We start from the raw sequence: 13,471 nt of genomic DNA on the forward strand, positions 1-13,471 counted from the left end.
TCCTATTCCTTAACTAACTGTTTGCTTTCTGCTTGTTCGGTATCCATTAACTTTTCATCAACTAATTCCGGTACCGTATCTTCTTTTTTATCCAAAATACTGCCATCTTCTTCTAAACTGAATTGAACATGGTTTTCGATCCACTTCCGACGAGGTTCTACCTTGTCCCCCATCAAAGTGGTGACGCGACGTTCTGCTTGAGCCGCATCATCGATCCGTACCCGAATCAGCGTCCGCGTTTCTGGGTCCATCGTCGTTTCCCACAATTGATCGGCATTCATTTCCCCCAACCCTTTGTAGCGCTGAAGCATATAGCCTTTACCGATTTTTTGGGTCAGTTTGCTTAGTTCATCATCCGTCCAAGCATATTCGACTACTGCCTTTTTCCCTAACCCTTTAGACACTTTATACAAAGGTGGCAAAGCAATGTATACTTTTCCCGCTTCGATCAAAGGTTTCATATACCGGTAGAAAAACGTTAAAAGCAGCACTTGGATGTGCGCCCCATCGGTATCCGCATCGGTCATGATAATGACTTTGTCATAATTGCAGTCTTCAATCGAAAACTCTGGGCCAACACCGGCACCGATAGTATAGATCATGGTATTGATCTCTTCATTTTTCAAAATATCCTGCATCTTGGCTTTTTCTGTATTGATAACTTTGCCTCGTAACGGTAAAATCGCTTGGAACTTGCGGTCACGGCCTTGCTTCGCTGACCCGCCGGCTGAGTCCCCCTCCACCAAATACAATTCATTTTTCTTAGGATTACGAGACTGAGCAGGCGTTAATTTTCCAGAAAGCAGTGACTCACCTTTTTTGCGTTTCTTTCCTGTGCGGCTTTCTTCTCTCGCCTTTCTGGCAGCTTCACGGGCCTCTCTTGCTTTGATCGCTTTACGAACCAGCATTTGACTCATTTCACTGTTTTCTTGCAGGTAATAGCCTAGTTGCTCGCCAATCACATTGTCTACAGCATTTCTTGCTAAGGGTGTTCCTAATTTCCCTTTGGTCTGTCCTTCAAATTGCAAAAGATTTTCTGGAACACGGATCGACAGCACGGCCGCTAAGCCTTCACGAAAATCACTACCTTCAAGGTTCTTATCTTTTTCCTTCAACAAATTGACCTTGCGGGCATATTCATTGAAAGCTTTCGTCATTGATGTTTTCATCCCAACTTCATGGGTACCACCATCTTTGGTACGTACATTGTTGACAAAGGACAAGACATTTTCTGAATACCCATCATTGTATTGAAAGGCAAGCTCTACTTCGATGGCTTCTTTCGTGCCAGAAAAATAAACCACCTGGGTCAAGGTATCTTTTTCTTCATTTAAATAATCAACGAATTCTTTGATGCCTTCTTCATATAAAAAAACTTCATGAATTGGTTCTTCCCCACGTTCATCCGTCAGGGAGATTTTGACCCCTTTTAGCAAGAAAGCCGATTCTCTTAAACGTTCTGCGAGAATTTCATAGGAGAATTTGGTTGTTGAAAAGATCGTGTCGTCAGGTTTAAAGGTGACTGTGGTTCCAGTTGGTTTACGAGTTTTGCCGATTTTTTTCAAAGTACCAGCTGGTTTCCCACCGTCTTTGAAGCTCTGTTTGTATTCGATGCCATCACGAACGATGACTACTTCCAGCCAGCTGGATAGAGCATTTACAACACTGGCACCAACCCCATGAAGGCCGCCAGAAGTTTTGTAGCCTCCTTGGCCAAACTTCCCGCCGGCATGTAGCACTGTGAAGATCACTTCAACAGTAGGGATTCCCGATGCATGTGTCCCGACCGGCATTCCTCGCCCATTGTCTCGAACACTGATACTATTGTCTTTGTGGATCGTAACATCGAATTCATTGCCGTATCCAGAGAGTGCCTCATCAACCGCATTATCGACGATTTCATACACTAAGTGATGTAAGCCGCGGCTATCGGTCGAGCCGATATACATTCCTGGCCGTTTTCTTACTGCTTCTAGGCCCTCTAAGACCTGAATGGAAGCATCATTATATTCTGTGGTTTTCTTTGCCAAACCCACCGCTCCTTTAATCTTGATCAGTCCTTTTTTACTGCTGAAAGGACTGCAAAAAAAATCTTAACACAAAATACGCTTTTTTCAAGCGAACATTTTTCTAAACTATCTTATCCTTTTTCCTTTGTTTGCACAAGCTAGAGTCACAAAATGGCTTGTTTGTGTTTCACAGCTCCGAGGAAAGCTGTTTTTCTTCTTTCCCTGACTAGCGAAAGATTTTCTTATTGTTGGAAAGGCGTTTTCATGCTAAAATTGCCCTAGCCTTGCAAAGAAAGTTGGTTATTATGAATACGATTCTTTTATTTATTGTTGCTTACCTTTTAGGTTCGATCCCCTCGGGTGTTTGGATTGGCCAATTGTTTTTCAAAAAAGATATTCGCCAATTCGGCAGCGGCAATACGGGAACGACCAATACATTTCGCGTTTTAGGAAAGAAAGCCGGGATCGTTGTTTTATTGATGGATATCTTAAAAGGAACTTTGGCAACCAGTTTGCCTGTCCTCTTTGGTCTCCATACCGTCAATCCGCTCTGGTTTGGGGTCTGCGCGATCTTAGGTCATACCTTTCCGATCTTTGCCAAGTTTAAAGGCGGCAAAGCGGTGGCGACAAGTGCTGGGATGCTCTTAGGATACAATCCGCTCTTTTTCATTTATTCTTCATTGATTTTTGTTATCTGTCTTTATGTGACAAGTATGGTAAGCCTGACCAGTATGATCGCGGCGTGTTTGATCACCTTATCGACGGTCGTTTTGCCTTTTATCGCCCCTGCGATATTGCCTGAGCAAAACTGGTTGCTGACCTTCATCGCGATCGGCGTAACGATTTTTATCTTTATTCGCCATCGCGAAAATATTTCACGTATTAAAGACGGGACTGAAAGTCGGGTACCGTTTGGTCTGAATAAGCGTCAAGCGAACAAATAAGCAGAAGCTGAGAAAAGTGCAATGACTTTTCTCAGCTTCTTTTTGCCTGCTTTTATTTGACTGTGATCGAGTACTTTGTTTCAAATAACTCCTCAGGCGAAAGTGCTTGAATACCCAATTTTTCTGAAAGCTCACCGGAAGCTTCCAGTGTATCTGCGATACCGCACCATGGTTCTATACATAGAAACGGCGATTTTACGGGATACGTGGACCAAAAACCGACATACGGCATATTATTGTAGCTTAACGTAACACTATGAGGCGATTTCTCACTGCGAATCGAGTAGGAATGTAATCCTTTCGTTTCATAAACCAGTGCATCATTTGCAAACATATCGTGGGTCAAGCGCAAATCCGTATTCGTTTGACCGAGTGTGCGTTGTTCATAATCAATATAATTGCCTTTTAATGGCAATTTCACTCGTGATTTCTTTGGAGAAAAAGAAAGATAATAGTCTTCAAAAGTCAGCCCTTTTTCAAGTGGGACGTTGAATGCAGGGTGTCCACCAATGGAGAAGAATAGTTCTTTTTGACCGCTATTCTTCACTTGGTATTTGACGACTAAACCATCACCGCCTAATTCATAACTGACATACAGCTGAAAATCAAACGGATACTTTGCTTTGGTTTCAGTCGAACTTTCTAGTAAAAACAAAGCGTAATCTGTGCGTTGTTCAACGACAGTAAATAACATGTCTCTGGCAAATCCATGACGAGGCAAATGATAACTCTTGCCCTCATGTTGATAGGTGTCCTCTTTTAACGCACCCACGATCGGAAATAAGATCGGTGCATGCTTTCCCCAGTGGTTTGGATCAGCTTGCCAAATATATTCAAGGTCATTGCTCGTATCGACTAAGCTTTGCAGCTCAGCCCCTTTTTCTGCAATCTTTGCTTGCAGATGACCGGCCGTGATGGTAACTGTCATGGTCTCATCTCCTAATATTGATGTTTCGTCAATTCCTCTTTAAAGCGGCTGTTAAGCACTTTTAAGTAGGTGCCTTTCATCCCCAAAGAGCGGGATTCAATAATACCGGCAGACTCTAATTTACGCAAAGCGTTCACGATCACCGAACGGGTGATACCGATACGGTCAGCGATACTTGATGCGGTCAAACGACCTTCGTCTCCTTCTAATGCCTCAAAAATTGCTTGAACAGCTTTTAGCTCACTATAAGAAAGCGTGTTGATCGCCATTTGAACAGCTGTGGTACTGCGAACATCTTCTTCGATACTTCGGGATTTTTGGTACAAGAATTGCATACCAACAACTGTCGCACTGTATTCTGCTAATACCAAATCATCATCATCAAAGGACTTATCAATTCTGGAAAGAATGATCGTCCCTAAGCGTTCTCCTGCACCGTAAATCGGTACGATGGTTGTTAGTCCGTTAGGATACAACTCACGGCCTTCCACAGGAAAAGCGGTCATATCGTCACTGATCGGCACATTGGCTTCTGTGGAAGTCAGATGATCGACTAAATCTGTATAATTTTTAGGAAACTGTTTTTCGACAAACATTTTTTTGATGCGCTCATTATTGACATCATGGTTCTCAACAAAACCTAACACGCTACCATCGACGCTAATAATATACGCATTGCTGTCTAGGATGTTTCCTAAAATGACAGCCATTTTGTCGTAAGGCAAATCAGAAGCTAAATTAAAGGTGTTTTTTTGTTGCAATAATTCGTTGATTTGTCTTGTCTTTTCTAATAATGTTTTCATTGGTCCGCTCCCTTTATAAAATATACCGGCTTAAGTCTTCATCTTTTGCGATTGACGCAAGTTTTTCTTCCACATACGCTTCTGTGATCGTGATTTCCCCCATTTGCATCTCAGATGCTTCAAACAATAGATCTTCAAGTAGTTTCTCTAGAATCGTATGCAAACGACGGGCACCGATATTGTCGGTATCGCGATTCACTTGATATGCGATTTCGGCAATTTTTTCGATGGCTTCCATCGTAAAGACTACTTTGACATTCTCGGTTCCTAACAAGGCAACGTATTGCTTGACTAAGGCATTGTTTGGTTCCGTTAAAATCTTAACAAAGTCTTCCTTCGTCAAGTCATCCAGTTCCACGCGGATCGGGAAACGTCCTTGCAACTCAGGGATCAAATCGCTTGGTTTTGATAGATGGAATGCGCCTGAAGCGATAAAGAGAATATGGTCGGTTTGTAACGTGCCATATTTCGTATTGACTTGTGAGCCTTCAACGATCGGCAAGATATCTCTTTGCACCCCTTCACGAGAAACTTCTCCTGATTGCTGCGATTTCGAAGATACTTTGTCGATTTCATCAAGAAAAATGATGCCGCTAGATTCCGCTAAGCGTAATGCTTCGCTATGAATATCCGCGTCGTTGACCAGTTTGGAGGATTCTTCTTGAATCAACAATTCCCGCGCTTCTTTCACGGTTACTGTGCGTTCAATTTTCTTTTGCGGTTTCAATGCACCCAATGTTTCATTTAAATCAATACCCATTTGTTCTAAGCCATTGTTCATCATTGGTGCTTGATTTTTCGGCTCATCGACTTGGATCGTCACTTCTCGGTTGTCTAAAAGGCCCTTTTCTAATTGCTCAAAAATGGCTTGACGGTTGCTGCGAATCTCATCCGTCAATTCTTCTTTTGGCTCTTCTGGTTGTTGTGCGGCGTTGAACATATTCATCATTTGTTCATAAGGATTGGTATTCTTTTTCTGTTCCTTTTTAATACCAGGGACTAAGACTTTTACTAAACGACGGTTGGCTTTTTTCTCTGCTTGGATCCGCACGTTTTTATATTGTTCTTTTTTCACGATTTGGATCGCATTCTCAACGAGGTCACGTACCATCGATTCTACGTCTCGACCGACATAGCCGACTTCCGTGAATTTCGTTGCTTCTAGCTTAACAAAAGGTGCATCAACGATCTTTGCTAAGCGTCGCGCAATTTCCGTTTTCCCAACGCCCGTTGGTCCAATCATCAAAATATTTTTTGGTGTGACATCTTGCTGCATTTTTTCATCTAATTGCAGACGGCGGTAACGATTTCTTAAAGCAACCGCCACTGATTTTTTGGCATTGGTTTGTCCAACGATGTATTCATCTAATTCTTTCACGATCTCTCGTGGTGATTTGTTTTGGTTTGTCATATCGTCATCCCTCTTTAAAACTCTTCTACAATGATATTGTGATTCGTAAAGACACAAATGTCTGCTGCGATATTCAAGGCACCTTCAGCGATTTCTTTGGCAGATAGTTCACCGCCATAACGTTTCATCGCACGGGCTGCCGCCAAGGCATAGTTTCCACCTGAACCGATAGCTAAAATCCCTTCATCTGGCGAAATGACCTCACCTGTCCCAGAGACTAAGAGCATCTCCTTGTCATTCATGACGATCAGCATCGCCTCTAATTTTTGCATCGATTGCTGCGTCCGCCATTCTTGTGCCAACTCTACTGCAGCTCGTTGCAAGTTTCCGTTGTATTCATTTAGTTTACCTTCAAATTTTTCTTCCAAGGTAAAGGCATCTGCCACACTACCGGCAAAGCCAACGATCACTTCACCGTTGTATATTCGACGGACTTTCCGAGCGGTTCCTTTCATAACGACCTGTTCTCCCATCGTTACTTGTCCGTCACCGGCCATGGCAAACTTGCCATCTTTTTCAACCGCACAGATGGTGGTTGAATGAAATTCTGACTTCATTTACGTTCCTCCTGTACCAATTTTACGCACGTGGATGAAATTGGCGATAATTTTTTTGTAAACTGTCTTTGGTGACATGCGCATAAATCTGTGTCGTCGATAGATTGGCATGCCCCAACAATTCTTGAACGGTCCGCATATCGGCGCCGTTGTTTAATAGATGGGTCGCAAACGTATGCCGCAGCATATGAGGATGGATTTTACTGTCTAAACTGCTTTTTCGGATGATTTGATTCAATACATACTCGATCCCAGTTGCAGTGATCCCATCACCAAGATGATTCACGAAGAGAACCTCGTGTTCCTTGTTCTGCTTTGCCATCAGCTGCTTGCGTCCTGAGGTAAGATAGCGCTTGACTGCCGCTTGTGCGTAACTGCCGAAAGGAACATAGCGATCTTTGTTGCCTTTTCCGTGGATCAGCAAAACGCCGCTTTCCCAATCGATCGCGCCCAGCGTCAGACTGCTACACTCGCTGACCCGCAGACCTGAACCGTAAAGGACTTCTAACAATGCTTGATTGCGCTGTTGTAATGGCTCATCACCAGCGACACTTTGAAAAAGAGCATCCATTTCCTTTTCATAAAAAAAACGCGGCAATTTAGCGTTTTTCTTTTTTAAATGAATGTAGGCGAAGGGATTCTCTTTGACGATCTCATGCTTGGTTAGAAATTGGTAGAATGAACGCAAGCTAGCCATTTTCCGACTGATGGAATTACGGCTATACCCTCGTTCCGTCAAATAGCTCAAATAGACACGAACATCACGATACTCCACCGCTAACGGGTCTTCATTGCCAGACTCTTTCAAGAAGTGAAAAAAATCGCTCATATCTTCTTGATACGCTTTTTTTGTCTTTTCCGAATACCCTCTTTCAACAATAAGATAACGAAAAAACTCTTCTTGTAATTGATCCGTTTGCAAAGTAACCCCCCTTTTCATGATTCGAAATAACTTTAGCATAGACCACAAAAAAAAACAAATGAATTGTCAGAATTTAATCAATATTTCAAAGTTTAGACATAATTGTGAAAACTTTCTAAGAATCTTCGTAAGATTCTTATCATTCTTCAGAAAGATCACTCAAAAGAGCCATAAAAACGTACCAATCCCTTTCTCAAAATAGAGAGGGACTGATACGTTTCCACTTATTTGCTTTTATTCGATTGGACCAGTTGTTGGCTGAGGCGAACCATTGCTTTTTGAAACAGCTTGAACTAGCTCTTTGTTTCCTTGTTTTGTGGACATCGTGTCATTGATCAACGCCACTAAGTCTAATCCGGTGGTTTCTTTGATCGTATCAAAGGTTCGCGCTAAACCAGCTTCCCCCATTGATTGAAGCCCATCGTTGCCGCCAAAGCTGACCACTTTATCGATATTGCTAAGGGGCGCATTGACTTCTTTCGCAATTTCAGGCAGCACTTTGATGAACTCCATCAAAATACCAGCTTCGTTCAGTTTGGTCAAAGCAATCGCCATTTTTTCTCGGCTTTCCGCTTCGGCTTGACCAACTTTTGCGATTCGTTCCGCATCGGCACTACCTAATTTTTCAATTCGTTCCGCTTCCGCTTGTGCAGCCAATTTGACTTTTTCCGCTTCGGCTTGTGCTCGGGCGATTTCACGGGCTTTGTCTGCTAATGCGTTTTGTTCAACGACATATTTATCTGCTTCGGCTTTTTTACGGACAGTTGCATTCAATTCTTTTTCTGTCAATTCCGCTTGTTTCTCTTGAATCTCAATATTTTTTTCTTGCTCGATCAATTGTACTTTCATTTGCTCACCGACCGCGATTTGCTCTGCTTTCGCATCCGCAACTTCACGTTCTTGTTTGTACTGCGCTTGTTTCAATGCCATATCTTTTGTCGCTTCTGCGATTTCTGTTTGGCGACGGATCTCTTCATGCTGTGCCAACTGTTCATTCTCGGCTTGCTTGATCCGCGTTTCTCTTAAGGCATTGGATTCTGCTACTTCAGCATTCTTCTTCACTTCAGCAATCTGGGGACGCCCTAAAGCATCGAGGTACCCATTGCTGTCGCTAACGTCTTTGATCGTGAATGAAACGATCTCCAGCCCCATTTTTTTCAAATCCGTAGAGGCAACTTCTTGTACTTGTTCCGCAAAATCATCGCGGTTTTTGTAGATGGCTTCCACCGTCATCGTACCTAGAATCGCCCGTAAGTGACCTTCTAAGACTTCTTGCGCTTCATCTTCCAGTTCACCAGTGGATTTACCCAAATATTGTTCAGCGGCTGTCTTGATCGACTCGGTACTGTTGCCGACTTTCACTAACACCGTGGCACTGGCTTTGATCGGTACGCCTTGTTCTGTATAAACTTCTGGTGTCCCAATCTCTAACTTGTGGGTCAGTAAACTTAATTTATGTGCCTTTTGAACAATAGGAATCACAAACGTCCCACTGTTTTTTAAAATCTTGATGCCTTCTTTTCCTAAAAACGACCCCGTGACGATCAACGCTTCATCGGGTTTTCCGATTCGGTAGCGTATCATCAAAAAGGCGATCAATAAAACTACGAGGACAACGCCCCATAAAATCGGATTACTTAAAAAATCAACTGCTGATCCTGTATCCACCATAACCTAACACTTCCTATTCTATAAAATTTTTACTTTCAACCACCAACGCGATCCCTTTTTTATCAAAATCGACAATGATGACTTTGGTGCCGACTGGCAATCGAACATTGTTCTTACGATCTTCTTCTCGAAAAAAACGAGCAGGATAAACAGAACGTGCACCTTGACTCCCTATTTCCATGACTTCGCCGATTGTATCTCCGACAATCTTTTCCGTCAGTTCGCCGATCACAAACTCATTGCGGCTAATGACATTGCTGCGGTTTTTGTCTGTGATGCGATTGTAGAGCCACATAAAGGGCCCCAACAGCAAACTAAATGCAACAAAGACAACGAAAATGACCCCGACTAAGAGGATCAGCCAACCTAAAAATTGGATCACTGTAGGAAAACGCTGTAAATAGTTTTGAATCAAATGAATCCATTCTCCGATCACCATCTTCACCACCTTCTGTCATTGTTACTGTCTATCATAAGTCACCTTGATTAAAGTTTCAAGACAAATTAAAAAAAAACTTTCTTACCATTTATTAGTAAGAAGGTGATGACTCATCGCTCTTATAGTTGTTCTTTGGCTTCTTCTAAGGCAGCTAATGCCCGGTTTGCCAATGCTTCATAACGAGATTTTTTATCTCTGATTCGTTCTGGAAGTTCTGGCAGCAAACCAAAGTTGGCATTCATCGGTTGGAAGTGTTTGCCTTCTGCATGAGTGATATAATACGCCATACTGCCAATTGTCGTCTCTTGTGGCATAATGATCGGCGCTTCCCCTTTTGCAAGTTTGGCAGCGTTGATCCCGGCCATCAATCCACTGGCTGCACTTTCAACATACCCTTCAACGCCTGTCATCTGACCAGCAAAAAAGAGGTCTTCACGTTTTTTCGATTGGTACGTTTGTTGTAACAACTCTGGTGAATTCATAAAACTATTCCGATGCATCACGCCGTAGCGCACAAATTCTGCCTCTTCCAAACCAGGGATCATCCGGAATACCCGCTTTTGCTCGCCCCATTTCAAATGTGTTTGAAAACCAACGATGTTGTACAGAGAAGCAGCTGCATTGTCTTGCCGCAGCTGAATCACTGCATAAGGACGCTTGCCGGTTTTCGGATCTTCCAAACCAACGGGTTTCATCGGACCAAACAACATAGTTTTCGGTCCACGGCCAGCCATAACTTCGATTGGCATACATCCTTCAAAGAATTTTTCTTTTTCGAATTCTTTCAAAGGGGCCACTTCCGCATTGACTAAAGCTTCACGAAACGCATAAAACTCCTCTTCGTTCATTGGACAGTTCAGATAGGCTGCTTCGCCTTTGTCGTAGCGTGATTTCAAATAAACTTTATCCATATTGATGGTGGATTTATCGACGATCGGTGCTGCTGCGTCATAGAAATAAAATCCTTCTGATCCGTTAAAAGCTTGGATCGCTTTTGATAAAGGTTCAGAAGTCAAAGGTCCAGTTGCAATCACGGTAATCCCTTCTGGAATTTCAGTGATCTCCTCTTCGATGACAGTGACTAAAGGATGTTCTTTTACACGTTTGGTTACTAACTCTGAGAAATCATCACGATCCACAGCTAAAGCACCCCCTGCTGGAACAGCTGTTTTGTCTGCAGAGGTAATAATGACTGAATCTAAGCGGCGCATTTCTTCTTTCAAAACACCGACCGCATTCGTTAAATTGTTGCCCCGAAGTGAATTCGTACAAACAAGTTCAGCAAAATTATTTGTGTGATGGGCTTCTGTCGATTTCTTAGGACGCATTTCATAAAGCTTTACTGCGACACCTGCTTGCGCTGCTTGCCAAGCAGCTTCGCTTCCGGCTAAACCGGCACCAATAACATTGATTTCTTTCATAGTGCTCTCCTTTTATTTCAAAAGCTCGTCTCTTTTCATAAGAAACAGCTTGTATTAATCAAAAGGACCGGCGCTTTCTTTTGTCAGCCAACGATGAGGCTGACCGTTCAAGAGAATACGCCGATTCTTTTTTAACAGGATATCCTGCTAGTTATTTTTGCACATTTTCTTCATAGTCGCCTTTGATACAAACGACTTGTTTCCCGCCTTTGACTTTCTTTTCGACTAAATAATTATCACACTTCGGACAATTACGACCCACTGGTTTGTCCCAAGAAGTAAAGTCACATTCAGGGTAGCGGGTACAACCATAAAACAACCGGTTTTTCTTCGATTTGCGTTCAACGACTTGCCCTTGATGACAGACAGGGCACTCAACGCCGATTTCTTTCACGATTGGTTTTGTGTTGCGGCAATCTGGGAAATTACTGCAAGCATAAAACTTTCCGTAGCGGCCTAATTTGATCACCATCGGATGACCACAAAGATCGCAATCAAAGCCTGCAGGTTCATCTTTGATTTGAATTTTTTCGATACTTTCTTCTGCAGTTGTCAATTCTTTTTCAAATGGGCGATAAAACTGATCGACAACTTTGACCCATTCTTCTTTCCCAGCTTCAATGCTATCCAAGCTATTTTCCATTTCAGCAGTAAAATGCATATCAACAATTTGCGGGAAGAATTCCTCGATCAACGAATTGACGATCTCACCAAGTTCAGTTGGCTCAAAACGTTTTTGCGTCAATTTCACATAATAACGCCGCTGAATGGTTTCTAACGTCGGTGCATAGGTTGAAGGACGACCCACACCGTTTTCCTCAAGGGTTTTGATCAACGTTGCTTCGCTGTAACGAGCAGGTGGTTGGGTGAAATGCTGTTTCGGTTCGATCGATACGGATTGAACGACATCTCCTTCGACTAACTCTGGCAAGATGTTCTCTTTGTCTTCTTTGCCATCATCGCGACCTTCCACATAGACCTGCATAAATCCTTTGAATTTGATCTTTGAACCATTGGCAATAAAGATGACACCATTTTGATCCAAAGTAACTTTCATCGTATCCAAAATAGCAGGCGTCATTTGACTAGCCACAAAGCGAGACCAGATCAAGCGATACAATTTTAGTTGGTCTTTGTCTAAGAATTTCTCCATGTCTTCTGGCGTACGCATCACACTGGTTGGTCTTACCGCTTCATGGGCATCTTGTGCCCCTTGTGCATTGGCGCGTTTTTTGCCACCGTGAGCGGAGAACTCTGAACCATAGGTGTTTTCGATAAATTCTGCTGCTTCGCCTTTGGCTGTGTCCGCGATTCGCGTCGAGTCGGTACGCATATAGGTGATCAAACCGACGGTGCCTTGTTTGCCAAGGGCGATCCCTTCATAGAGCTGCTGTGCAACCATCATGGTTTTCCGCGTTCGAAAGTTCAGTTTACGGGCTGCTTCTTGTTGCAAACTACTGGTGGTAAATGGTGCAGCTGGATTCCGTTTGCGTTCTTTCTTTTCAACCTTTGTCACTTGAAAGTCTTTACCAGAAAGGCGATCGGTGACTTCTTTAATACTTTCAGCATTCGGTAATTTTTTCTTTTTGCCATCTAAGCCCCAAAAATTGGCTTTGAATTTCTTCGTGGCTTTTTTAAAGTTTCCATCAATGCTCCAATATTCTTCAGGAACAAAATCACGGATCTCTTTTTCACGATCAATAATGATCTTAAGCGCCACCGATTGAACACGGCCAGCACTTAATCCTTTTTTGACTTTGCGCCAAAGGATCGGACTCAATGAATACCCGACTAATCGGTCTAAGATCCGCCGTGCTTGTTGGGCATCGACGAGATCCACATCGATCGTTCTTGGCTCTTTGAAGGCTGCTTTGACCGCATCTTTGGTGATTTCATTAAAGACGACCCGATTCTTATCTTTTAAATCTAGTCCAAGTAGAAAAGCTAAATGCCAAGCAATGGCTTCTCCTTCTCTATCCGGGTCACTTGCGAGGTAAACTTTTTCAGCTTTTTTCGCAGCGGAACGGAGACTTTTGATCACGTCACCTTTTCCGCGGATCGAAATGTAATGCGGTTCATAGTCATTTTCGACATCGATCCCCATTTTACTTTTAGGGAGATCACGAATATGACCGACACTTGCGACGACTTTGTAATTTCGTCCAAGGTATTTTTCAATGGTCTTCGCCTTTGCTGGCGATTCCACGATTACTAAATATTTATATGCCATATAAAGAATGGCTCCTTCCTGAATTTTTCCTACTATTATATTCTATCAATCAGTGAACCTATCGTATGCAGATGAAACATACAAATCGTAGCTTATCATAGCTTTCAAGAAAAGGTTTGTCAAGGAAGGTTGATTG

The 13,471-nt window shown here is 42.8% G+C and carries 11 protein-coding genes; 1 reads left to right on the plus strand and 10 read right to left on the minus strand.

Annotation, left to right across the window (positions count from 1 at the left end; genetic code table 11):
- Positions 1–2: 2 nt before the first annotated feature.
- Entirely contained in the window at positions 3–2,030 is a 2,028-nt protein-coding gene (gene parE / locus IGI69_RS10215; protein WP_438740727.1) for a DNA topoisomerase IV subunit B, read from the minus strand.
- Between the two features lie 284 nt (positions 2,031–2,314).
- Between parE and plsY the strand changes: the two genes are divergently transcribed.
- Positions 2,315–2,953, plus strand: a complete 639-nt coding sequence (gene plsY, locus IGI69_RS10220; protein WP_008379676.1) for a glycerol-3-phosphate 1-O-acyltransferase PlsY — start codon at positions 2,315–2,317, stop codon at positions 2,951–2,953.
- A gap of 52 nt (positions 2,954–3,005) precedes the next feature.
- Here plsY and IGI69_RS10225 read toward each other — a convergent pair whose 3' ends face one another.
- The 9 genes from IGI69_RS10225 to topA all read right to left on the minus strand — a co-directional run bounded on the left by IGI69_RS10225 (position 3,006) and on the right by topA (position 13,335).
- On the minus strand, positions 3,006–3,881 hold the full coding sequence (locus IGI69_RS10225) for an aldose 1-epimerase family protein (RefSeq protein WP_438740729.1): 876 nt from the start codon (positions 3,879–3,881) through the stop codon (positions 3,006–3,008).
- A gap of 11 nt (positions 3,882–3,892) precedes the next feature.
- A complete protein-coding gene (gene codY, locus IGI69_RS10230) occupies positions 3,893–4,684 on the minus strand; it encodes a GTP-sensing pleiotropic transcriptional regulator CodY (RefSeq protein WP_010749394.1) in 792 nt (263 codons plus the stop codon).
- Between the two features lie 13 nt (positions 4,685–4,697).
- Positions 4,698–6,095 (minus strand): ATP-dependent protease ATPase subunit HslU, encoded by a 1,398-nt coding sequence (gene hslU, locus IGI69_RS10235; protein ID WP_010749393.1) that lies wholly within the window; start codon positions 6,093–6,095, stop codon positions 4,698–4,700.
- Between the two features lie 14 nt (positions 6,096–6,109).
- Complete coding sequence (gene hslV, locus IGI69_RS10240) at positions 6,110–6,652, minus strand: ATP-dependent protease subunit HslV (protein ID WP_005229630.1); 543 nt, start codon at positions 6,650–6,652, stop codon at positions 6,110–6,112.
- A gap of 22 nt (positions 6,653–6,674) precedes the next feature.
- Positions 6,675–7,613 carry a tyrosine recombinase XerC gene (gene xerC / locus IGI69_RS10245; protein WP_081091721.1) on the minus strand — a complete coding sequence of 313 codons (939 nt, stop codon included), beginning with the start codon at positions 7,611–7,613 and terminating at the stop codon, positions 6,675–6,677.
- A 195-nt stretch (positions 7,614–7,808) separates the two neighbouring features.
- Positions 7,809–9,245 (minus strand): flotillin family protein, encoded by a 1,437-nt coding sequence (locus IGI69_RS10250; RefSeq protein ID WP_010749391.1) that lies wholly within the window; start codon positions 9,243–9,245, stop codon positions 7,809–7,811.
- Between the two features lie 13 nt (positions 9,246–9,258).
- Positions 9,259–9,684 carry a hypothetical protein gene (locus IGI69_RS10255; RefSeq protein WP_142968269.1) on the minus strand — a complete coding sequence of 142 codons (426 nt, stop codon included), beginning with the start codon at positions 9,682–9,684 and terminating at the stop codon, positions 9,259–9,261.
- 119 nt (positions 9,685–9,803) lie between these two features.
- Positions 9,804–11,105 carry an FADH(2)-oxidizing methylenetetrahydrofolate--tRNA-(uracil(54)-C(5))-methyltransferase TrmFO gene (gene trmFO, locus IGI69_RS10260; protein WP_016613226.1) on the minus strand — a complete coding sequence of 434 codons (1,302 nt, stop codon included), beginning with the start codon at positions 11,103–11,105 and terminating at the stop codon, positions 9,804–9,806.
- 151 nt (positions 11,106–11,256) lie between these two features.
- On the minus strand, positions 11,257–13,335 hold the full coding sequence (topA, locus tag IGI69_RS10265; RefSeq protein WP_438740732.1) for a type I DNA topoisomerase: 2,079 nt from the start codon (positions 13,333–13,335) through the stop codon (positions 11,257–11,259).
- Positions 13,336–13,471 lie beyond the last annotated feature (136 nt).

The sequence above is a fragment of the Enterococcus sp. DIV1083b genome (assembly GCF_051713705.1).
GTDB classification, from domain to species: Bacteria; Bacillota; Bacilli; order Lactobacillales; family Enterococcaceae; genus Enterococcus_D; species Enterococcus_D casseliflavus.

What these genes read in the sequence shown, in the direction of transcription:
- plsY (WP_008379676.1), top strand. Translation starts at nt 2,315, where the DNA reads ATGAATACGATTCTTTTATTTATTGTTGCTTACCTTTTAGGTTCGATC.
- IGI69_RS10225 (WP_438740729.1), bottom strand. Translation starts at nt 3,881, where the DNA reads ATGACAGTTACCATCACGGCCGGTCATCTGCAAGCAAAGATTGCAGAA.
- codY (WP_010749394.1), bottom strand. Translation starts at nt 4,684, where the DNA reads ATGAAAACATTATTAGAAAAGACAAGACAAATCAACGAATTATTGCAA.
- hslU (WP_010749393.1), bottom strand. Translation starts at nt 6,095, where the DNA reads ATGACAAACCAAAACAAATCACCACGAGAGATCGTGAAAGAATTAGAT.
- hslV (WP_005229630.1), bottom strand. Translation starts at nt 6,652, where the DNA reads ATGAAGTCAGAATTTCATTCAACCACCATCTGTGCGGTTGAAAAAGAT.
- xerC (WP_081091721.1), bottom strand. Translation starts at nt 7,613, where the DNA reads ATGCTAAAGTTATTTCGAATCATGAAAAGGGGGGTTACTTTGCAAACG.
- IGI69_RS10250 (WP_010749391.1), bottom strand. Translation starts at nt 9,245, where the DNA reads ATGGTGGATACAGGATCAGCAGTTGATTTTTTAAGTAATCCGATTTTA.
- IGI69_RS10255 (WP_142968269.1), bottom strand. Translation starts at nt 9,684, where the DNA reads ATGGTGATCGGAGAATGGATTCATTTGATTCAAAACTATTTACAGCGT.
- trmFO (WP_016613226.1), bottom strand. Translation starts at nt 11,105, where the DNA reads ATGAAAGAAATCAATGTTATTGGTGCCGGTTTAGCCGGAAGCGAAGCT.
- topA (WP_438740732.1), bottom strand. Translation starts at nt 13,335, where the DNA reads ATGGCATATAAATATTTAGTAATCGTGGAATCGCCAGCAAAGGCGAAG.